Annotated in this window: 20 protein-coding genes; 7 read left to right on the forward strand and 13 right to left on the reverse strand. The window is 68.1% G+C overall.

Annotated features, from left to right (window positions below):
- Positions 1-372: 372 nt before the first annotated feature.
- The 7 genes from ACWDKQ_RS18730 to ACWDKQ_RS18760 form a co-directional block, all read right to left on the reverse strand.
- The gene (locus tag ACWDKQ_RS18730; protein WP_450140007.1) at positions 373-669 is read right to left on the reverse strand and encodes a hypothetical protein; all 297 of its coding nucleotides are present in this window, start codon (positions 667-669) and stop codon (positions 373-375) included.
- A 16-nt stretch (positions 670-685) separates the two neighbouring features.
- Positions 686-1,348, reverse strand: coding sequence for an EndoU domain-containing protein (locus ACWDKQ_RS18735; RefSeq protein ID WP_450140050.1), 663 nt, complete (start codon positions 1,346-1,348; stop codon positions 686-688).
- A gap of 17 nt (positions 1,349-1,365) precedes the next feature.
- Positions 1,366-1,638 (reverse strand): MazG nucleotide pyrophosphohydrolase domain-containing protein, encoded by a 273-nt coding sequence (locus ACWDKQ_RS18740; RefSeq protein ID WP_450140008.1) that lies wholly within the window; start codon positions 1,636-1,638, stop codon positions 1,366-1,368.
- 312 nt (positions 1,639-1,950) lie between these two features.
- Entirely contained in the window at positions 1,951-2,292 is a 342-nt protein-coding gene (locus tag ACWDKQ_RS18745; protein WP_450140009.1) for a hypothetical protein, read from the reverse strand.
- The gene (locus tag ACWDKQ_RS18750) at positions 2,289-2,642 is read right to left on the reverse strand and encodes a hypothetical protein (protein ID WP_450140010.1); all 354 of its coding nucleotides are present in this window, start codon (positions 2,640-2,642) and stop codon (positions 2,289-2,291) included. Before ACWDKQ_RS18750 ends, ACWDKQ_RS18745 begins: the two co-directional genes overlap by 4 nt.
- Before the next feature lie 272 nt (positions 2,643-2,914).
- The gene (locus tag ACWDKQ_RS18755; RefSeq protein WP_450140011.1) at positions 2,915-3,262 is read right to left on the reverse strand and encodes a hypothetical protein; all 348 of its coding nucleotides are present in this window, start codon (positions 3,260-3,262) and stop codon (positions 2,915-2,917) included.
- On the reverse strand, positions 3,249-3,464 hold the full coding sequence (locus ACWDKQ_RS18760; RefSeq protein WP_450140012.1) for a hypothetical protein: 216 nt from the start codon (positions 3,462-3,464) through the stop codon (positions 3,249-3,251). Before ACWDKQ_RS18760 ends, ACWDKQ_RS18755 begins: the two co-directional genes overlap by 14 nt.
- Before the next feature lie 317 nt (positions 3,465-3,781).
- Between ACWDKQ_RS18760 and ACWDKQ_RS18765 the strand changes: the two genes are divergently transcribed.
- Positions 3,782-4,963 (forward strand): helix-turn-helix domain-containing protein, encoded by a 1,182-nt coding sequence (locus tag ACWDKQ_RS18765; RefSeq protein ID WP_450140013.1) that lies wholly within the window; start codon positions 3,782-3,784, stop codon positions 4,961-4,963.
- Between the two features lie 163 nt (positions 4,964-5,126).
- On the opposite strand, the gene ACWDKQ_RS18770 is transcribed toward ACWDKQ_RS18765, so the two are convergent.
- Entirely contained in the window at positions 5,127-5,432 is a 306-nt protein-coding gene (locus tag ACWDKQ_RS18770) for a hypothetical protein (protein ID WP_450140014.1), read from the reverse strand.
- A 44-nt stretch (positions 5,433-5,476) separates the two neighbouring features.
- On the opposite strand from ACWDKQ_RS18770, the gene ACWDKQ_RS18775 reads away from it, so the two are divergent.
- Both ACWDKQ_RS18775 and ACWDKQ_RS18780 read left to right on the forward strand, forming a co-directional pair.
- The gene (locus ACWDKQ_RS18775) at positions 5,477-5,734 is read left to right on the forward strand and encodes a Scr1 family TA system antitoxin-like transcriptional regulator (protein ID WP_450140015.1); all 258 of its coding nucleotides are present in this window, start codon (positions 5,477-5,479) and stop codon (positions 5,732-5,734) included.
- Complete coding sequence (locus ACWDKQ_RS18780; protein ID WP_450140016.1) at positions 5,731-5,925, forward strand: DUF397 domain-containing protein; 195 nt, start codon at positions 5,731-5,733, stop codon at positions 5,923-5,925. The genes ACWDKQ_RS18775 and ACWDKQ_RS18780 overlap by 4 nt, the downstream gene beginning before the upstream one ends.
- Before the next feature lie 75 nt (positions 5,926-6,000).
- Here ACWDKQ_RS18780 and ACWDKQ_RS18785 read toward each other — a convergent pair whose 3' ends face one another.
- The 5 genes from ACWDKQ_RS18785 to ACWDKQ_RS18805 form a co-directional block, all read right to left on the reverse strand.
- Entirely contained in the window at positions 6,001-7,698 is a 1,698-nt protein-coding gene (locus tag ACWDKQ_RS18785) for a formate--tetrahydrofolate ligase (RefSeq protein WP_450140017.1), read from the reverse strand.
- Positions 7,695-8,537, reverse strand: a complete 843-nt coding sequence (locus ACWDKQ_RS18790; RefSeq protein ID WP_450140018.1) for a methylenetetrahydrofolate reductase — start codon at positions 8,535-8,537, stop codon at positions 7,695-7,697. Before ACWDKQ_RS18790 ends, ACWDKQ_RS18785 begins: the two co-directional genes overlap by 4 nt.
- 37 nt (positions 8,538-8,574) lie before the next feature.
- Positions 8,575-9,771, reverse strand: coding sequence for a glycine cleavage T C-terminal barrel domain-containing protein (locus ACWDKQ_RS18795; protein WP_450140019.1), 1,197 nt, complete (start codon positions 9,769-9,771; stop codon positions 8,575-8,577).
- A gap of 330 nt (positions 9,772-10,101) precedes the next feature.
- Entirely contained in the window at positions 10,102-12,573 is a 2,472-nt protein-coding gene (locus ACWDKQ_RS18800) for a GcvT family protein (protein WP_450140020.1), read from the reverse strand.
- A gap of 218 nt (positions 12,574-12,791) precedes the next feature.
- A complete protein-coding gene (locus tag ACWDKQ_RS18805) occupies positions 12,792-13,448 on the reverse strand; it encodes a GntR family transcriptional regulator (protein WP_450140021.1) in 657 nt (218 codons plus the stop codon).
- 86 nt (positions 13,449-13,534) lie between these two features.
- Here ACWDKQ_RS18805 and ACWDKQ_RS18810 point away from each other — a divergent pair, with 86 nt between their 5' ends.
- The 4 genes from ACWDKQ_RS18810 (at position 13,535) to ACWDKQ_RS18825 (ending at position 18,577) form a co-directional block, all read left to right on the forward strand.
- A complete protein-coding gene (locus tag ACWDKQ_RS18810; RefSeq protein WP_450140022.1) occupies positions 13,535-14,758 on the forward strand; it encodes a sarcosine oxidase subunit beta family protein in 1,224 nt (407 codons plus the stop codon).
- A gap of 105 nt (positions 14,759-14,863) precedes the next feature.
- A complete protein-coding gene (locus tag ACWDKQ_RS18815; protein ID WP_450140023.1) occupies positions 14,864-15,130 on the forward strand; it encodes a sarcosine oxidase subunit delta in 267 nt (88 codons plus the stop codon).
- Positions 15,127-17,961: a 2Fe-2S iron-sulfur cluster-binding protein gene (locus ACWDKQ_RS18820; protein WP_450140024.1), complete on the forward strand. Its 2,835-nt coding sequence runs from the start codon at positions 15,127-15,129 to the stop codon at positions 17,959-17,961. Before ACWDKQ_RS18815 ends, ACWDKQ_RS18820 begins: the two co-directional genes overlap by 4 nt.
- On the forward strand, positions 17,948-18,577 hold the full coding sequence (locus tag ACWDKQ_RS18825; RefSeq protein WP_450140025.1) for a sarcosine oxidase subunit gamma: 630 nt from the start codon (positions 17,948-17,950) through the stop codon (positions 18,575-18,577). The genes ACWDKQ_RS18820 and ACWDKQ_RS18825 overlap by 14 nt, the downstream gene beginning before the upstream one ends.
- Positions 18,578-18,678: the final 101 nt, after the last annotated feature.

The raw sequence follows: 18,678 nt of genomic DNA on the forward strand, positions 1-18,678 counted from the left end.
GGTGGAACAGCCACCCGCTCGACCGGACCCGCACCAGCCACCTCGCCCGCCTCGAACTCAGCCTGGCAGCCTAAACCAATTAACCACCAGGATCGCCCTTGACTTCAAAACGCCCCGCCGTGCGCTGCGCAAACGCCTTTTGTGCTGGTCACAGGGGTCTGTAGACCCTGCTTAGTCTAGCACTCGGCCGGTGGTTGATCGGTATCTATTTGTGCTGGTGAGGGCTTTGCCCCTGCGTTTCTGCTACACGGCTGCTACACACAAGATCACAAACGTGGAGGCCCTGATCAGCGAGAACCCCGGCGCAGGGGTCGCGCCGGGGGCTCAGCTGCGGAGGGTATCGACGCGGACGCCGACACAGGTGGATCAGCGTCAGGTAGTTCCTGTGGTCACTGTGAGCGCGGCGAGTGTCTCGTCACGATTGGTGATGTAGTCGTAGAACTCCACAGGGGTTTCGTACATCGCGAGCAGATTCGCCAGCATGTCCCGTTCCTCCGTCGTGACCGGGATGTTCCTCTTGATCAGGCTGGCGCACATGACATCAATCAGCATGTCCCACTCACCGAGATCGCTGTATGAGCGGTAGGTGTCCAACAGCTCCGGCGGGAGCCGGTCGGCGAGCCGCTCAAGCAGCTGCCTTGAGTCCTTGCTGAGCTTGACAAGATCCATTACTCGATGCCTCGTTCTACCTGGGGTTACCGGATGCGTCGTTGTGGATCACACCATCTCCGCCCGTGGGATGTCCTGTCACGACCCGCCCGGTCTTGTCCACGATCACCCTGACGTCCACACCGTCTCTGGTGCCTTCGGCCTTCCACAGACCGTTGTCCTGGAGCACTGGCGGGCTGTCCGGGTTTTTCGCCACGTCCTCGATTAACCTGATGACCTTGTCATCATCCCAAGTCTCGGGGAACTCCGTCTTGTTTGGCAGGCCAGTACCCGCAAAGTGACCCCCGCCGCCGCGTCCGTTGCCGTCAAGGATGTACCTCCTGCGGCTTTCCGCGCTGATGTCGGCGAGGTTCGGCTTCTCGCCTTCGACGTTGTCCCAAGCAGTCCGTGGAAGAGATGATCGCGTTCTGCCAGGTCGGACGGCCGACTCTCGCGGCGGGGTATTTGGTGCTGGGCTCGTCGCAACGCGGGGCTGGTATTGCTTGATCTGTTCGGTACAGCGGCGCAGGACCTGATGGGCGTGGGTGAGCTGGTCGCCGCTTTCCTGGTGGTACGCAAGGGCTTGTTGCGCCTCGTCGTAATTGGTGCCGTTGAGCACCCAGAGACCGGTGCCGCTCTCCTCCAGGGCGGCCTCCGCCGTGCTGAGCATTTCTGTCGCTTCGGCGAGCTTGCCCAGCACGAAGCTCAATGCCTTGTCTACGTCCTCCACGGCAGACATAGCGGTGATCGTGCCCGAGACCCCCGACGCCCTTTACGCCCAGATCCGCATTTCGTTGCGGAGTTCCTTGTTTCGTCGAGGTCAATGTTCCGTCGGTTGGCGATCGCGCACACGTAGATCAGGATGTCCGCCAGTTCTTCGTCGACGGTCCTGGTGATCGAGTTGCAGTCGATCGGGAGGTTTTCCGTTTTGCGGATGGCCTTGAACGGCTCGCCGACCTCTTCTCCGAGCTTGAGCGATTGCTCCAGCACAGTGCTGCCGGAAACCCCTGCTCATCCTCCATCTTCGCTACGTAGCGCTGGAGGTCGGCGAGCGTCGCGCCGGTCGGCAACGGGGCCATCCTGGTGGTTCTCCTACGCGTGTCTTCCTGCTCCTCGGTTTCGGGCTCAGGGTTGTCCGCCATCAGTCGCCTCCTTTCAGTGTCCACAGTGGTCGTCTGGACCCGCAGCGTCGTTGGTGCGGGTAGGTGGAACCGGCCGGGGTGATGCACCGAGGGGCGGCGCACCACCCCGGACGGGGACGGCTCGGTGCCGGTCGGGGGAAGTCACGACACCGAGCCGGGTCTATAGGCGTTGCAGGGCGTCAAGAAGCCGCCGAAGCATCCCCGGGTGGCGGGTCAACGCGTCGCGGTCGCCGACCGGTAGACCGGACTCGATCACCGGCAGGAACCGGGTTTCCTCGACAGCGAGCGCATCGGCCAAGTCCCCGCGCAGCTGCACCATCCGTGGCTCCCGCAAGCAGTGCCGGCCGCCCCTGGTCTCTGCGTCCACCCGCGCAACCAGGTACGCGACCGTCAGCGCACCTTCACCGCCACCAGCGTGTCGGGCTGGGGCGTAGTAGAACGTCGCCGACAGCGCCAACGCGCCGACACAGAGCAGCCCAGCCGCGACCCACGCCGCGATCACGAATCCACCCTTCCAGCCCGGTCAGGGGTCTGATATCGGGGTCGAGCAGGGAGTCTGAGTAGCTGTCGGAGCAACCCGGTGCAGCGGTGGCGACGGTGGTACGGCTTCATTCGGAGATCGAGGTCGGACAGCGTGGCCCGCGCAAGTAGGTAGGCCAGGCAGCGTGAGCACTTCCGCCCTGGCGGGTTGGTCAGCGAGACCGTTAGGACCGGGTGGCCGCAGACTGCCTCAGCACGGCCGGTGCCCTCGTGGTTCGCCCGCGTGGCCTCCTCGTCGGTGACGGCGTGGTCCTGCCCGTCGGCACCGCTGAGAACCCATGTCACGTACAGGCGGTCGTCCTGGAGGGTCATCGTTCCCACCTCTTGTTGGGCCATCGGTCTCAACTCGATCTGATTGAGGGGCGGCAGGCGGCGCGCGGAGCCTGGGAGTCTCGCCAGCTCCGTTGTGCTCGACGCTGCGCCGCCCGCCCCATGCGCCCGATCCCGAAGCCGTCGTCACGGGGCCGACGGCTTTGCCGTGCTCGGGGCCGGGGAAGGTCACGCCTGCTGTTAGTACGCCGCTCCGGTAGCACGTCCTTTTAACTTTCTTCTGCTCCGGCTCGCCGCCATCGTGTGAGCAGTGCTCAAAATCGCATCGTGAGCGCGAAACAGAGCACACATAAATGAAAAAGAAGCAAAGCGTCGGACGCCCACGCGACGAGATTTCTCAGCAGACCCCGCAGTCCTGCGGCTATGACGCATCCGCCGAGCGAGGCGGTGATGCCGTATACGGCGAGGGCGACTGCGGTGAGCGCCAACGCAAACCGTTCAGCGCCGCCGCGATCCATTCCGTCCACAGAACCGCCAATGAACTTGCTGGCCTTGACCCAGCCCAGGATTCCCAGCAGCACCAGCGGCCAGCCGATGACCTGGGCACCCACGCGGAGCCATACCGCGCTTCGAGTGCTGCTTGCCTTTTCAGGCATGCTCACGCGGCCCCGCCTTGTGACGAGCGGTTTGAACGGCGGCGATGTGCACGCCGAGCGCGAGGTACAGCTTTTGCGCCTGGGTTTCGTCGAGCAACCGCTCCTCTGGGCCGACCCGCAGCCACACCGCCGTTGAGGCGTGACTGACCACGACGTCGCAGTCCCGCGAGGCTCGATCACGACACGGCACTGTCGTTAGCGTTCTCATGCTTTCCTCCCTGGAAACGGCCGGATGCCGAACGGGGGCGGCACCCCGGCCGAGGTTTGGACCTTCCCGCGCCGCGACGGACCAGAAGACGACGCGGGGAGGCTGCTCGGCCGGCGGTTGCGCCCCTGTGACCCGGTGAGGTCCGGAGCCACCAGCCGAGCGGTCGTGGAAGCTCAGATCCGTCCCTCATTGATCAGTTCCGACGCTTCCCTTGAGCGCAAAGTTATGGATCAATCACACGGTGTGACTGGTACTGAACTGGTACTCGTACACTCGGGATGGCCTGATGTAGATCAGCCCCGTGGAAGGGGAACAACATGAGCGCGACCACCCCGGACATCGGCCAGCGCATCGCCACCGCGCGCAAACTCGCTGGCCTGACCCAATTCCAACTCGCCGAGAGAGCGAATTTCTCCGAGGCGATGGTGCAGGCCGTTGAGCAGGGCAAGAAGCCAGCAAGCCCCCGGTTCATCGCCTCGGCGGCCAAGGCGTTGAGCATCGAGCCGGAGCTTCTGACTGGCCAGCCGTATCACTTTGACGACGAGAAACCACTGGAGGGACTGCCCGAACTACGCGCGCTGATCGCCGAGGGGATGGAGGTGATCGTCGCGCCACCAGCGCCGTTGAGCGAACTCGAAGCCGACCTTGCGCAGATCTCGAAGTGGTACTGGGAAGACAAGGGCGCGAAGGCGCTCGCGGCGATCCCGACGTTCCTGCGGCAGGTCTATGGCGCGGCGCACGTGGCGAACTCGGACTATGACCGGGGGCGCGCCTACACTCTGCTGTCCGCCGGGTGGGCTCAGGCCGAGCAGTTGAGCCGCCGGTTCGGGGCGCTGACATTGTCGGTGCCATGCCTGGACCGACTGGACGCGGTGGCCCAGTACGCCGACGACCCCGTGTACGCGGCAAAGGCCGCGCAGAAGCGGGCACGGGTGCTCATGTACTACGGCACTTTCGACTCCGGCCGTGCCGCTCGGTCCGCTGAACGCCTGGCGGAACTGCCGGACAGCGAGCCGATCCTGGCGGCGCGAGGCTCGGCGCATCTATGCACCGCGATCGTCGCGGCGCGCGGCGGGGATCGGCCGACCGCCTATGCCCACCTTCGGGAGGCGCACGAACTCGGCGCGCGGGTTGGGCGCGAGTCACCGCACTATAACGAGAAATTCGGACCGGGGAACGTGACCATTCACGAGGTCGCCGTGGCGCTGGAGGCGGGTGACCCAGAGCAGGCCGCACACCTCGGCTCATCGGTCCGGCTCCCGGCCGACGTCTCCAGTCCGCGGCTTGGCCACCACTGGCAGGACGTGGCGCGGGCGTGGCTGCTGTCGGGTGATCCGGCACGCTCGCTGCGAGCGTTGAATGTGGCGCGGAAGGCGGCACCCCAGCAGACCCGACTGCATCCGCAGGTGCGCGAGACGGTACGCATGATCGCTGAGGCAGAGCGGCGTAGGACCGACAGCCTGACCGCGTTCACCAGTTGGCTTGGAACCCCTGCGTAGACATCTTGTTCACACGCGCCCGCCGCAACGGGTGTAACGGTCAGCAAGCACTGCTCACATCTTTGGCGCACAAGAGAAAAGCCCCCGTCTGTCCGGCTAGGACAGACGGGGGCTTGTTCGTCCCCTACGGATTGATCGCCGTAGGGTCAGGGTAGCGGTGTGGTCAGGGGTCGTCCGATTCCGCTGCTGGGGCGGGGACGAGTGGTCTGCCGGTGTTGTCGCGGGGGTCGGCGACCGGGGTTACCTGTGGTTCGGCGTGGTCGAGGATGTGCAGCTGCGCGAGCGTCGAGGTCACGAGGGTCACGAGCGTGACGACGGCTGCGACCATGTTGTTGAGCAGTGTGGCTTGGTTGGCGTTGAGCAGGCCGAAGGACACCGCTGCGGTGACCAGTGCGCCGACGAGTGTTTTCCATGTGCCGCTGCGGATTGCGTCGAGGATGGGGCGTGGGCGGTTGTCGTGGTGGGTCATGTGATCACCGGAATCCGAGCTTGGCGCAGGTGTGTGGGCCGACGATGCCGTCTGTCGTGCTGCGCAGTGGCGCGAACCGGTGGCATCCCGCGCACATGGGGTCGTTCATCGTGTTCGAGTTTCCGAAGGCCTCGCCGATCGTGCACATGGAGCACTACCGCTCGTCGGTGTCACTGCACAACTCGGGTATTGCCACGGCGTACAAGGAGGCGGTTACTAGCCTGCACGAGTTGACGATGACTCCTGAAGCATCGGTCGAATTCATCGCCAAGCGCGCAGATGAGTTGGAGGCAGCTATATGACGTTAGAGCCCACGGGATGGCGGAAGTCTTCCCGTTCCGGTCAGCAGACGAGTTGTGTCGAGGTTGGTCGTGTCGGTGACGGTGCTGCGGTGCGGGACACCAAGGACCGTGCCGCCGGATACTTCACCACCACCGGCCCCCAATGGCAGTCGTTCCTCGCCGCAGTGAAGGCCGGCCGCTTCAACGACTGACCGAATGCGCGATGGCCGTCCCTGTTGCTGCCCAGCAATGGGGGACGGCCGTTCGTATTCACGCCGGAAACCGGCTCAGCTGAGGCCGATGATCTGGCCGTGGTCGTCGATGTCGATCGATTCCGCCGCCGGGTGGGAGCCGAGGCCCGGCATCGTGCGCATCTCCCCGCAGATCGGGTAGATGAAGCCCGCTCCCACCGAGGCCCGGACCTCCCGGACCGGGAGGGTCCAGCCCGTCGGGGCGCCGAGCAGGGTCGGGTCCGAGCTCAGCGACAGGTGGGTCTTGGCGATGCACACCGGGAGGTTCCCGAAGCCGTTGGCCTCGTACCCGTCCAGGGCGCGCGACGCCGCAGGGAGGTACGACACCCCTGCCGCGCCGTACACCTTGGTCGCGATCGTCTCGATCTTCGCCCGCAGGTCCGCCGAATCCGGGTAGAGCAGCTGGAACGCGGTCGGTTCCTCGGCCGCCGCCACCACCGCTTCGGCCAGCTCCAGCGCGCCCTTGCCGCCTTCCATAAAGTGGTTGCTGACCGCGACGCGCGCCCCTTCTGCCTCGGCGACCTGGCGGATCGCCTCGTGTTCGCTGGAGTAGTCGGTCGGGAACGCGTTGATCGCGACCACCGGCGACACCCCGTGCAGCCGGATGTTGTCGATCTGCTTGCGCAGGTTCGCCGCCCCGGCCAGCACGTCGTCGGGGTTCTCGGCGAGCATCGCCGCAGGCAGCGGCTTGCCCGCCACCACCTTGTACCGGCCGGAGTGCGCCTTCAGTGCGCGCACCGTTGCCACCAGCACCGCGGCGTCCGGGCGCAGGCCGGAGGTGCGGCACTTGATGTTGAAGAACCGCTCCGCGCCCATGTCGGCCCCGAATCCGGCCTCGGTGACCACATAGTCCGCGCACCGGCTGGCGATGCGGTCGGCCACCACCGACGAGTTGCCGTGCGCGATGTTGCCGAACGGTCCCGCGTGCACCAGCACCGGCGTGTTCTCGGTGGTCTGCATCAGGTTCGGCTTGATCGCTTCGCGCATGATCACCGCCATCGCCCCGGCTGCCCGCAGCTGCTCGGCGCTGACCGGCTCGCCGTCGCGGGTGTAGCCCACCACGATCCGGCCCAGCCGCCGCCGCATGTCATGTAGCGACGTGGAAAGCGCCAGCACCGCCATCACCTCGCTGGCCGCGGTGATGTCGAAACCGGTCTGCCGGGGCGTGCCGTCTAGTCGACCGCCGAGGCCGGTGACGATGTTGCGCAGGTCCCGGTCGTTGACGTCCAGCACCCGCCGCCAGGTGATCCGGTGCGGGTCGATGCCCAGCGAATTCTCCCGTTGCAGGTGGTTGTCCAGCATCGCGGCCAGCAGGTTGTGCGCCGCCGTGACCGCGTGCATGTCGCCGGTGAGGTGCAGGTTCAGCGCCTCCATCGGTACCACCTGGCTGTACCCGCCGCCGGCGGCGCCGCCCTTGATGCCGAACGTCGGGCCCATCGACGGCTGCCGGATCGCCACCGCCGACCGCTTGCCGAGGTGCCGCAGGGCTTGGCCCAGCCCCACCGTCGTGGTCGTCTTGCCTTCGCCCAGCGGGGTGGGCGTGATCGCCGAGACCACGACGTAGCGTGCGGTCGGTCGCTCGGGCAGCTCGTCGAGCGCGTCCAGCGAGATCTTCGCGGCGCTGCGCCCGTAGGGTTCGAGCAGGTGCGCGCCGATGCCCAGCTGCGCTGCGACGTCCTCCAACGGCAGGAGCGCGGTGGCGCGCGAGATGTCCAAATCGGACGGGATGCTCATGCCGGTACCTCCCGGAGTCTGGCAACCAGGTCGTGGCGCCATTGCACCGTCTTCGCGATCTCGTTGAAGGTGAAGAAGTGCCAGCCCGCGATGCCGCACGTGGTGTCGACGAGGTAGGGGGACAGCCCGTCGAGAAGCTCCTCCGGGGTGTAGCGGGTGAGCAGCTTCGACACCACGCCGTGCTGCTTGCGCAGGAAGCGCATCGAGTCGCCCAGCCCGATCTTCAGCGAGATCCGCAGCAGCTTGTGCGCGTCCACCACGCCCGGCACCCCGATGCAGATCGGAAGTGCCAGGCCGCGGGCGCGAACGTCCTTCACCCAGGACGCCACGGTGTGCGGGTCGTAGCAGATCTGCGAGACGACGTAGTCGGCGTAGCGCGACTTCTCGGTCATCGCGCGGATGGTCGACGCGTCGGAGATGAACGCGTGCCGCTCGGGATAACCGGTGATGCCGACCCGCGCGGGCCGCCGCCCCAGCTCGTCCATCGCGCGAAGCAGCGCCAACGCGTCCGGGAATACGCCGCGGGGCTGGGGGGGATCCCCGGCCACCACGAAGACCTCGGACAACCCCAACGCGTCCACGCGATCCAGCAGCGCCGTCAGGTGCGCGGTGTCGGCGATCAGCCGGGCGGCCAGGTGCGGCACCGCGTGCAGGCCGCGGCCCAGTAGTTGGGCGGCGACGTCCAGGGTCGCCTCGGTGCCCTTGGACGGGGACGCCGTGATGGTCACGGTCGTCCCCGGCGGCAGCTGTTCGGCCTGCTCGACCGCGCCGCGCAGCGGCAGCACCTCGAACCTGGCGTTCATCAGATACTGCTGCAGTTGCTCGGCGTTGGCGCTCATCGCGATCACCACCTCTCGTCCGTGCCTGATCGGCCCGTCACGCCGTCGCGCGGACCAGTCGTTTTGGGATGTCCTTGGTGGGGTCCAGGAACGGCTTCTCCACGACTACCGCTTCCTGCGGGCCGTGCTGGGTGTCCACCACCAGTTCCGTGCCCAGGTCGTGGTAGGCGATCGGCACCATCGCGTAGCCGATGTTGCGTTCCAGCCGCGGCGAGTAGCAGGCCGAGGTGACCTCGCCGATGCGCAGGCCGTGCGGGTCGTGCACGGCGAAGGTGTCGATCATCTCGCCGTCGTTGAACGAGCCCACGCTCGGGCCGCCGATCTCCACGCCGACCAGCTTGCGGCTGATGCCCTCGCTCTTGATCCGCTGCAGGGCCGACTTGCCGATGAAGTCGGCCTCCTGGTCCAGGTCGACCATCCAGGTCTTCTCGAAGCCGTAGCCCACCTCGAACGGGTTGGTGTCGTAGGTGATGTCGCAGCCCCAGGACAGGATGCCGGCCTCGATGCGCCGGATGTGGCAGGGCCCGATCACCTTGAGGTCGTGCGGTTTCCCGGCCTCCCAGATGGTGTCCCACAGCTTCACCCCGTCGCGGCTGGCGTTGTGCAGGTAGATTTCGTAGCCGAGTTCGGCGGTGTAGCCGGTGCGCGACACCACCACCTGCATGCCGTCCAGCTCGCGGTCGACGGCGTAGTAGTAGGGCACGTCCAGGATGGACTCGCCGAACAGGTCGACCAGCACGTCTCGCGACTTCGGCCCCTGGACCTGCACGGGTCCGACGTCCGGCTCCCGGATCTGCACGTCCATCCCGAGGTTGTGCGCCAGGCCCTTCACCCACAGCAGCACGTCGCTGTCGGCCAGCGACAGCCAGAAGTGGTTCTCGCCGAGCCGCAGCAGCACCGGGTCGTTGATGATGCCGCCGTCCTCCCCCGTGACGAACACGTACTTGCACTGCCCGACCTTGCATTTGGTCAGGTCGCGGGGCACCAGCATGTTGGTGAACTCGAACGCGTCGGGTCCGGTGATCTCCACCTGGCGCTCCACGCCGACGTCCCACAACGTCACGCCTTCCAGCAGCGCCCAGTACTCGCCGATCGGGTCGCCGTAGTGGCGGGCGTGGTAGGTGTGGTTGTACACGCTGTAGAGGCCGACGCCGTGCCGCCGCGACGCGTAGAAGAACGGCGACTTGCGCAGGCGCGGGTAGAGCAGGACGCCGGCGTTCGGGTTGATGCTCATGGCTGGTTCCTCCCTGACTGGTTCGTGGTCGTTTTGCTTGGCGGTGCGGGTGGCGGAACCTCAGGTGGCGTCTCGCTGTGGGATCCCCGACTCATGTATGTCCAAGACGCCACGTCGGGGCTGGTTTCGCGAGACACCACCTGAGAACCCGCGGCGGTGCCGGATGCGAGGGTGGGCTAAGCGGCTTCGCCGCTTCAAAGACAAGAACCAAATCGATTTCAACGGCGAGCTCCTTCAAGTCCGGGGTGCCGGTAGGTAGGCGGCACCCACACCGCTGGCCGATCGCCTCGGCGGGCGTTCTGCAGGTCTGACGGGGTTGGAATGCGCCGATCAGCGGCGCATTCTGCTCATCTCGGGGTCGAACACGGGGTCAGCGACGACCGTGGCCGGATGTCGCTGGTCGAAGTAGGACACCCGCACGGGGGTGCCCGGATCGGACAGGTCGGCCGGCAGCCACGCGTAGGCGAGGCTCGCTCCGACGCTGTGCCCATAACCGGTGCTCGTGGTGAAACCGACGGGGGTGCCGTCGGCGAACACGGGCTCGGATCCCATCAACACGGTGCCGTCGTCGATCGTCAGACAGCACAGCCGCCGCCGCGGGCCGCTTTCCCGGCGCCGCAGCAGCGCGTCTCGTCCGATGAACTCGCCCTTGTCGGCCTTCACGGCGAAGGCCAGACCGGCTTCATCGGGGTCGTGCGAGCTCCACATGTCCGCCCCCCAGGCTCGATATCCCTTCTCCAGGCGTAGTCCGTTGAACGCGCCGCGACCGCCGGGGAAGACGCCGTGCTCGGCACCGGCGGTGGCCAGCAGGTCCCACAGCCGCCGGCCGAACTCCGCCGAGCAGTACAGCTCCCAGCCGAGCTCACCCACATAGGACAGTCGTAGCGCGAGGACCGGAACCTCGCCGACGTACAACCGCTTCGCGCGGAAGAACCGGAAGGCCTCGTGCGAGACGTCCCGATCGGCCAGCTCTGCGAGCATGTCCCGGGCCCGCGGGCCCCACAGGCCGATGCAGCAGGTGCCGCCGGTGATGTCGCGGACCTGCACGGTCTCGTCGGCGTGCCGGCGTAGCCAGGCGATGTCGCGCGGACCGTTGCAGCCAACCTGGAAAGCGTCGCGCCCCAGCCGGGCGACCGTGATGTCGGCCCGGATGCCCGCGGTCGGTTCCAGCATCAGCGTGTAGGTGACGTAGCCGGGCGGGCGGTCGAGCTGGTTGGTGGTCAGTCGCTGCAGCAGGTCCAGCGCGCCGCGACCGTGGACTTCCGCTCGGGGCAGCGAAGTCATGTCGTACATCGCAACTCGCTCACGGGTGGCCTGGTGTTCGGCACCGACGATTGGGGACCAGTAGCGTCCCGCCCACGGCCCAGGCTCGACGATTTCCCGGCCGTCGACGAGGGGCTTGTTGCTCTCGTACCAGTGCGGTCGCTCCCAGCCGGCGGCTTCCAGGAACACCGCGCCGAGCTCGCGCTGGCGGTCGTGGAACGGGCTGGTGCGCAGCGGGCGCGGGTGCTCCGGCGGCTGCTGCGGGTGGATGATGTCGTAGACCTCGCGGAAGCTCTGCGCACCGCGCTCGCCCACATAGGACGGACTGTGCGCGAAGTCCTCGAAGCGGCGGAGATCGGCCTGCCGGAGGTCGATGTCGGGCACCTCGCCCGCCAGCCACTGCGCCATCGCGCGGCCGACCCCGGCGGCGTGGGTGATCCAGACGGCCTCGGCGACCCAGAAGTTGTCGATCTCGTTGGACGGCCCCAGCACCGGCATCCCGTCGGCGGTGAACAGGAAGAGGCCGTTCATGCCTTCGGCGATCTCGGTGCGCTTCAGCGCGGGCAGCAGCTCGCGGGCGTCCGCCCACGGCCCGGCGAAGTCCTCGGGGGTGAACGGCTGCACCGACGCCATGCCCTTCCAACCACCGCCCTCCGACGGCGCCTCGGTGCCCGCGCCCGGCGCGGCGGTTGGCAGCAGGCCGTTGCTGTGCACCGGAATCGCGCGGTGCTGGTAGGAGCCGACGCCGTAGCGGTCGTGGATCTGCCGGAAGTACATGCAGCGGTCCTGGTGCCGCAGGATCGGCTGCCGCACCTCGTCGGCGCCCGGTTTTAGGCCCGGCGCCGGGCTGGTCACGGCATACTGGTGCACCAGCGGTTGCACCGGGATCGACACCCCGGCCAGCCGGCCGATCTTCGGGCCCCAGATCCCCGCGCAGCAAAGCACTGTCTGCGCCGCCACGTCGCATTGCGAGGTGCGAACGGCGCGGACCCTTCCACCTTGGACGTCGAAGCCGATCACCTCGGTGTTACCGGCGAACCGCACGCCGAGCCGCTTCGCTTCGCGGGCCATGGCTTCCGCCGCGCGGACCGGTTTGGCGATCCCGTCGGTGGGCACGTGCAGGCCGCCGTGGATGCGCGCCGGGTCGACTTGGGGGATGCGGTCGTACACCTGTTGCGGGTCGAGCAACTCGCCCCGGATGCCCCACGCGGTGGCCAACCCGAGCTTGCGCTTGAGGTCGTCCCAGCGCTGCGGCGTCGCGGCGACCTCGATTCCGCCGACCTGGTAGAAGCAGGGCCGCCCGTCGAGCTGCAGCCCGGAGTAGCACTGGACCGTGCAGGCGGCCAGGCGGCTCAACGTCTCCGACGGGTTGGTCTGGAAAACCAGGCCCGGCGCATGGGAACTGGAGCCTCCGGTGGCGAACAGCGGGCCCTGCTCGACGACCAGGACGTCGGTGATCCCGAGGCGCGCGAGGTGGTACGCGGTGCTGCATCCCACGATGCCTGCCCCGACGAGGAGAACTTGGACGCTCGAATCCATCGCCGCCGCCTTGTTGCGTCTACGACAACTCTCTGCGTTAAACGCAACAGTGCGCTTCGACCCGGGGCCACGTCAAGGACACGTGCGAGTCAATTTCGAGGTTGGCCCGACCGTGGCACGGAGTGGTCGACTGGAGACGCAACGTGTTTGCCGAGGAGGCCGTCCAGCCGACGGCGGGCCCGATCAACCGGATCCCGTTGTGGGCAAAGGGAATCGGCTCAGATCAACTGGCGGATGGCCCGCTCGAAGTGGTCGACGTGCGCGACCGCGATGCGGTCGGCGCGGTCGGCGTCGGCGGCGATGAGCGCCTTGAGCAGCTCGGCGTGCTCCCCGACGTGATCGGAGACCTTCGGCAGCCGGTCGAAGAACAGGTGCCAGATCCGCAGCGCCAGGTTGTAGTACTGGTTGAGGGTGCCTTCGAGGTAGCGGTTGTGGGTGCAGCGGTAGATCGTGCGGTGCACCCGCGAGTCGACGTCCATGATCGCCGCCTGCTCGCCGCCGAGGTCCTCGACCAGCACCCGCAGCTCGTCGAGTTCGGCCCGCTCGGCGTCGGTGGCGCGCTCTGCGGCGCGGCGGGCGGCGTGGCCCTCCAAGCGGCGCCGCACATCGGCGATCAGGGCGTGATCGGTGATGTTGACCTCGGTGATGAAGCTGCCGCGGCGCGGGTAGATCGCCACCAGCGACTCGGCCTCCAGCCGCTTGACGGCCTCCCGGAAGGGGGTGCGGCCGATGCCGAGTTCGGTGATCAGCGGCTCCTCCTGCACCGGTGCGCCGGGCGGCAGCTCCAGCGTCAGGATCAGGTCGCGCAGGGTTAGGTACGCGCGCTCTGCCTGGGACGGGCTGTCGCCGGATCGGGAATTGACGGCTGCGGGCACGTCTCGTAGCCTACCCGAAAGACTGATATACCAGTTGTCGGAGAACTGTTACCTCTAGATGTTCCCCGGTCGTCCCGGAGGCTGGCATGGCCCCACATCCCGTCCTGCCGCAGCCGCCGCCGCGGCTGTGGCGCAGTCCGGAACCAAAGCGGCACTACGAGGTGGTGATCGTCGGCTCCGGCGGCCACGGTCTGGCGACGGCCTACTACCTGGCGCGCAACCACGGCATCCGCGACGTCGCGGTGCTCGAACGCGGTTGGCTGGCCGGTGGCAACATGGCCCGCAACACCACGATCATCCGCTCCAACTACCTCTTCGACGAGAGTGCGGCGCTCTACAACCACGCGCTGGACCTGTGGGAGCAGTTGCCCGCCGAGCTGGAGTACGACTTCCTGTTCAGCCAGCGGGGCGTGCTCAACCTCGCGCACACCGAGCAGGAGGTCCGGGACTCCCGGCGGCGGGTGTTCGCCAACCAGCTCAACGGGGTCGACGCGGAATGGGTGGAGCCGGCCGAGATCGCGGAGCTCTGCCCGATCCTGAACCTCTCCGACGACATCCGGTACCCGGTGCTGGGCGCGACGCTGCAGCGGCGCGGTGGGATCGCCAAGCACGACCACGTGGCGTGGGCGTTCGCGCGCAAGGCCGACGAGATGGGCGTGGACCTCGTCCAGGGCTGCGAGGTAACGGGATTGGAAACCGACGGCGACCGGGTGACCGGGGTGCAGACCTCCCTCGGACCCATCGGCGCGGGGCGAGTGGCGCTCGCGGCAGCGGGGCGGACGACGCTGCTCACCGATGGGCTCGGCCTGCGGTTGCCGTTGCAGAGCCACCCGCTGCAGGCCTTGGTGTCGGAGCTGCTGGAGCCGATCCACCCGTGCGTGGTGATGTCCAACCACGTGCACGTCTACTGCAGCCAGGCGCACAAGGGCGAACTGGTGCTGGGCGCGGGCATCGACACCTACAACGGCTACGGCCAGCGCGGCTCGGTGCACGTGATCGAACGCCAGATGGCCGCGGCGCTGGAGCTGTTCCCGATCTTCGCGCAGGCGCACGTGATCCGGACCTGGGCGGGCACGGTGGACGTCACGCCGGACGCGTCGCCGATCATCGGGCCGACCCCGTACGAGAACCTCTTCCTCAACTGCGGCTGGGGGACCGGCGGTTTCAAGGCGACCCCCGGCGTGGGCTGGGTGTACGCGCACACCATCGCCACCGGTCGCCCGCACCCGCTCAACGAGCCCTACGGACTCGACCGGTTCACCACCGCAGCCCTGATCGACGAACACGGTGCAGCCGCCGTCGCCCACTGAGGAGGTCGCCTGGTCTCCAGTCCTCCGCAATTTCCATTGAAATCGAAGATCCGATTTCAATGGAATTCGCGGACCCCAAGACCTTGATCTGGTTTGGAGCCCCTGATGCTGCTGATCCATTGCCCCTGGTGCGGGGATCGGGATGAGACCGAGTTCCACTACGGCGGTCAGGCCCACGTCGACTACCCGGATAACCCGAACGACATGGGGGACGCGGACTGGGCCGGATACCTGTTCATGCGCGACAACCCGCGCGGGTTGTTCCACGAGCGCTGGTCGCACACCGCTGGCTGCCGGCGCTGGTTCAACGTCGTGCGCGACACCGCTACCAACGAGATCCACCCCGAGACCGCCGGGAAGGTGGCGCCATGACACGCCTCGGCACGGGCGGTCGCATCGATCGAACCCGAACGCTGCGGTTCACCTTCGATGGCATCGAACTCGCCGGGCACCCCGGCGACACGCTCGCCTCCGCGCTGCTGGCCAGCGGCCGGATCGAGGCCGGCCCGTCGATCTACCGGGACCGGCCGCGCGGCATCGTCACGGCCGACTGCACCGAACCGAACGCGCTCGTGCAGGTGCAAAACGGCAGGCCGGAGCCGCTGGTGCCCGCCACGCAGCTGGAGCTCTACGAGGGATTGCAGGTCGCTAGTCTCTCCGGCGTCGGCTGGCTGCGCGACGCTCCGGATACCGCGGTTCACGACAAGAAGTACGTGCACGCCGACGTCGTCGTGGTCGGTGCCGGACCCGCCGGGATCGCCGCCGCGCTGGCTGCCGGGCGCAGCGGCGCGCGGGTGGTGCTGGTCGAGCAGGGCCGCGAGCTCGGCGGGTCGCTGCTCGACGGCGGCGAGCTCATTGACGGCCGCCCCGCGAGCGAGTGGATCTCGTGCGCAGCAAGGAAATTCGTCGACTCACCGGAGGTGCGGGTGCTGACCCGCGCCACCGCCGTGGGCCACTACGACCACAACTACCTGCTCGTCGCCGAGAACCGGGCCGAGGGCAAGCGGTTGTGGCACGTGCGCGCCCAGCGGGTCGTGCTGGCCACCGGCGCGCACGAGCGGCCGATGGTATTCGCCGACAACGATCGGCCCGGCATCATGCTCGCCTCGGCAGTTCGCAGCTACCTCAAGCGTTTCGCCGTGCTGCCGGGTCGGGAGGCCGTTGTCGTCACCACCTCCGACAGCGCCTATCTGACCGCCCTCGACCTGGCCGCCTCGGGTGGGCACGTCCGCGCCGTCGTCGACACCCGGCCGGAACCGCCGCAGCGGCTCGTCGAGCAAGCCCGCTCGCTGGGTGCGCAGGTGTTCACCGGCTCGGCCGTCATCGGCACGGCGGGGGACCGGCGGGTGTCATCGGCGCGGATCGCCGAGATCGACGACGAGGGGCTGCTGGCCGGCACGCCGGTGGACGTCGACTGCGACCTGCTGGCGGTCTGCGGTGGCTGGAGCCCCGCCGTGCACCTGTTCAGCCAGGCCGGCGGCGAGGTGCGCTGGGACCAACTGGTGTCCGCGTTCGTGCCGGTGCAGAAAACGGGGCTGCCCAAGGTGATCGGTGCCGCGCGCGGCACCTACGACCTCGCCGGATGCCTCGCCCAGGGCTTGGCGGCCGGGGCCGAGGCGGCGACCGCGAGCGGCTTCCGGGTCGCCGCGCCGCCCGTCCCGCCGGTGACCGGCGACCGGCCGGTCTCCCAACCGCGCCCGCTGTGGCTGGTCCCGGCCGAGTCCGGTGATCCGGCACAGTGGACAGATCACTTCGTCGACCTGCAACGGGATTCCACGGTCGCCGACGTCTGGCGTGCGGTCGGCGCGGGGATGCGTTCGGTCGAGCACGTCAAGCGCTACACCACCATCAGCACCGGCAGCGACCAGGGCAAGACCTCCGCGGTCAACGCCATCGGTGTCATCGCCGACGCGCTGCTGGCCGAATCGCCAGGTGCGGTTGGAACCACGACGTTCCGGCCGCCCTACACGCCGGTGTCGTTCGCGCTGCTGGCCGGGCGCGATCGGGGCCGGTTGCACGACCCGGTTCGGACCACGCCGATGCACTCCTGGCATGTCGCCTACGGTGCGGAGTTCGAGGACGTCGGCCAGTGGAAGCGGCCCTGGTACTACCCGCGCCCGGGCGAGGACATGGCCGCCGCGGTGCGCCGCGAATGCCTGGCGGCGCGCACCGGGGTGGCGATGCAAGACGCCACCACGCTCGGCAAGATCGAGATCGTCGGCCCGGACGCACCGGAGTTCCTGAACCGGATCTACACCAACGCCTTCGCCAAGCTCCCGGTCGGCAAGGCCCGCTACGGCGTCATGTGCAAGGCCGACGGGATGGTCTTCGACGACGGTGTTTCGACGCGGCTGGCCGAGGACCGCTACCTGATGAGCACCACGACCGGCAACGCGGCGGCGGTGCTGGAGTGGCTGGAGGAGTGGCTGCAAACGGAGTGGCCGCACCTGGCGGTGCACTGCACCTCGGTGACCGAGCAATGGGCTGCGGTGGCGGTGGTCGGGCCGGACTCCCGGGAAGTGGTGGGCCGCGTGGCACCGGACCTGGACGTCTCGGCCGAGGCCTTCCCGTTCATGGAGTTCCGGGAAACCGTGCTGGGCAACGGGATTGCGGCCAGGATCTCCCGCATCTCGTTCTCCGGCGAGCTGGCCTTCGAGATCAATGCGGCCGCCTGGTACGGCATGGCGGTGTGGGAGGCGGTGCACGAGGCCGGCCAGGACTTCGGCATCACGCCCTACGGCACCGAGACCATGCACGTGCTGCGGGCCGAGAAGGGTTTCGTGATCGTCGGGCAGGACACCGACGGCACCGTGACCCCGCACGACCTGGGCATGGACTGGGTGGTGTCGAAGCGCAAGGATTTCGTCGGCAAGCGCTCGTTCGCCCGCCTCGACACCGCGCGCGCCGACCGCAAGCAACTGGTCGGGCTGCTGCCGCTGGACCCGGCGGAGCTTCTGCCGGAGGGCGCGCACCTGGTGGAGCCCGGCACCCCGCTGGAGCCGCCGGTGCCGATGCTCGGGCACGTCACATCCAGCTACCGCAGCGCGATCCTGGATCGGACGTTCGCGATGGCATTGGTGCGCAACGGAAAGCAGCGCATCGGCGAGGTGCTGCACGTGCCGGTCGACGGCCGGTCGATCCCGGTCGAGGTGAGCCAACCGGTGTTCTACGACGTGGAAGGAGCCCGCCGTGACGGTCGCTAGCCCCGCCCACTCCCGGGTCGGTGCCCTGTCCCTGCGCCGCAGCCCACTGGCCGACCGCGCGGCGGAGCTCGCCGCGCACAGCGCCGATGGTCCGCGCGGTGTTCGGCTGGCCGAAGAACCGTTCCTGACCCAGGTGAACCTGCGGGTGCACCCGGGCAGCCCGGCGGTGGCGCGCATCGAGCACGCCCTGGACCTGGCGCTTCCGCACCAGGAACCGAACCTGGTCTCGGGCGATGAGAATGGCGCGGTGCTGTGGCTCGGCCCGGACGAATGGCTTCTGGTCGCCCCGGACGGCCACGCGGACCGACTGGTCGGCTCGGTCCGAAGCGCCCTGTCGGACTCCTTGGGGTCCACAGTGGACGTGTCGGCGAACCGGACGACGTTGCGCCTTTGCGGCCCGGCGTCCCGCGAGGTCCTGGAGAAGATCTGCTCGCTGGACCTGCACCCGCGCGCCTTCACCCCGGGCCGGTGCGCCCAAACCCTCCTCGGCCGAACCCAAGCGATCCTCTGGCAACTCGGCCCGGAACCCATCTACCGGATCCTCGTCCGCGGTTCCTTCGCCGACTACCTGGCGGACTTGCTGCTCGACGCCATGCGGGAGTTCACCGAGCCCTGATGGCGGTCGCTGCGAACGGCCTGTTCGCCTCGATAGGGGAAGCGAACGGTCCGTTCGCCCCGGCGAGCCCGCGCGCGAGATCGTCGGGCGACCGCCGTGCC

It is taken from the genome of Saccharopolyspora sp. NPDC000995 (genome assembly GCF_053599315.1).

Bases quoted from the DNA above. Each gene is read 5' to 3' on its own strand.
- ACWDKQ_RS18730 (WP_450140007.1), bottom strand. From the start codon at position 669: ATGGATCTTGTCAAGCTCAGCAAGGACTCAAGGCAGCTGCTTGAGCGG.
- ACWDKQ_RS18750 (WP_450140010.1), bottom strand. From the start codon at position 2,642: ATGACCCTCCAGGACGACCGCCTGTACGTGACATGGGTTCTCAGCGGT.
- ACWDKQ_RS18760 (WP_450140012.1), bottom strand. From the start codon at position 3,464: ATGAGAACGCTAACGACAGTGCCGTGTCGTGATCGAGCCTCGCGGGAC.
- ACWDKQ_RS18765 (WP_450140013.1), top strand. From the start codon at position 3,782: ATGAGCGCGACCACCCCGGACATCGGCCAGCGCATCGCCACCGCGCGC.
- ACWDKQ_RS18770 (WP_450140014.1), bottom strand. From the start codon at position 5,432: ATGACCCACCACGACAACCGCCCACGCCCCATCCTCGACGCAATCCGC.
- ACWDKQ_RS18775 (WP_450140015.1), top strand. From the start codon at position 5,477: ATGCCGTCTGTCGTGCTGCGCAGTGGCGCGAACCGGTGGCATCCCGCG.
- ACWDKQ_RS18780 (WP_450140016.1), top strand. From the start codon at position 5,731: ATGACGTTAGAGCCCACGGGATGGCGGAAGTCTTCCCGTTCCGGTCAG.
- ACWDKQ_RS18785 (WP_450140017.1), bottom strand. From the start codon at position 7,698: ATGAGCATCCCGTCCGATTTGGACATCTCGCGCGCCACCGCGCTCCTG.
- ACWDKQ_RS18790 (WP_450140018.1), bottom strand. From the start codon at position 8,537: ATGAGCGCCAACGCCGAGCAACTGCAGCAGTATCTGATGAACGCCAGG.
- ACWDKQ_RS18795 (WP_450140019.1), bottom strand. From the start codon at position 9,771: ATGAGCATCAACCCGAACGCCGGCGTCCTGCTCTACCCGCGCCTGCGC.
- ACWDKQ_RS18800 (WP_450140020.1), bottom strand. From the start codon at position 12,573: ATGGATTCGAGCGTCCAAGTTCTCCTCGTCGGGGCAGGCATCGTGGGA.
- ACWDKQ_RS18810 (WP_450140022.1), top strand. From the start codon at position 13,535: ATGGCCCCACATCCCGTCCTGCCGCAGCCGCCGCCGCGGCTGTGGCGC.
- ACWDKQ_RS18815 (WP_450140023.1), top strand. From the start codon at position 14,864: ATGCTGCTGATCCATTGCCCCTGGTGCGGGGATCGGGATGAGACCGAG.
- ACWDKQ_RS18820 (WP_450140024.1), top strand. From the start codon at position 15,127: ATGACACGCCTCGGCACGGGCGGTCGCATCGATCGAACCCGAACGCTG.